Source organism: Streptomyces tricolor (assembly GCF_002155905.1).
GTDB classification, from domain to species: domain Bacteria; phylum Actinomycetota; class Actinomycetes; order Streptomycetales; family Streptomycetaceae; genus Streptomyces; species Streptomyces tricolor.
This window is the reverse complement of sequence record NZ_MUMF01000973.1, coordinates 263-573: the sequence shown is the minus strand read 5'-3', so window position 1 is coordinate 573 and position 311 is coordinate 263. Positions and strand designations below refer to the sequence as shown.

General features: G+C 71.1%; 1 protein-coding gene. It reads left to right on the top strand.

All coding sequences use genetic code 11. The annotated features are described in order from the left end of the window. Positions 1-3: 3 nt before the first annotated feature. Positions 4-120, top strand: coding sequence for a DUF6221 family protein (locus tag CCN44_RS47990; RefSeq protein WP_414820563.1), 117 nt, complete (start codon positions 4-6; stop codon positions 118-120). Positions 121-311: the final 191 nt, after the last annotated feature.

Below are 311 nucleotides of genomic sequence, written 5' to 3'. Positions count from 1 at the left end.
GAGGTGGAGTACGCCCACGGGTGGGCCAACGCGCTCGGGGAAGCCGTGCGCCTGCTCGCCCTGCCATATGCCGATCACCCGAACTACCGCAAGGAGTGGCGGCCAGACGGTGGCCAGTGAGCTGCACCGCAGCCTCCCAAGCAGGGGCGGCAGGAGCAGCCCCCTGTGCAGGACCCGGGCGCGTTGCCGATGGCGCCGGGCTGTGAGCACTGGCGGCGTGAGCACCGAGCGGACCTGTGCCCGATGGGGATCTGCCAGCGGTGCAGGTGGCTCGAACGCATGTGAGCCCATGGACGGACGAGAGCCCCCGA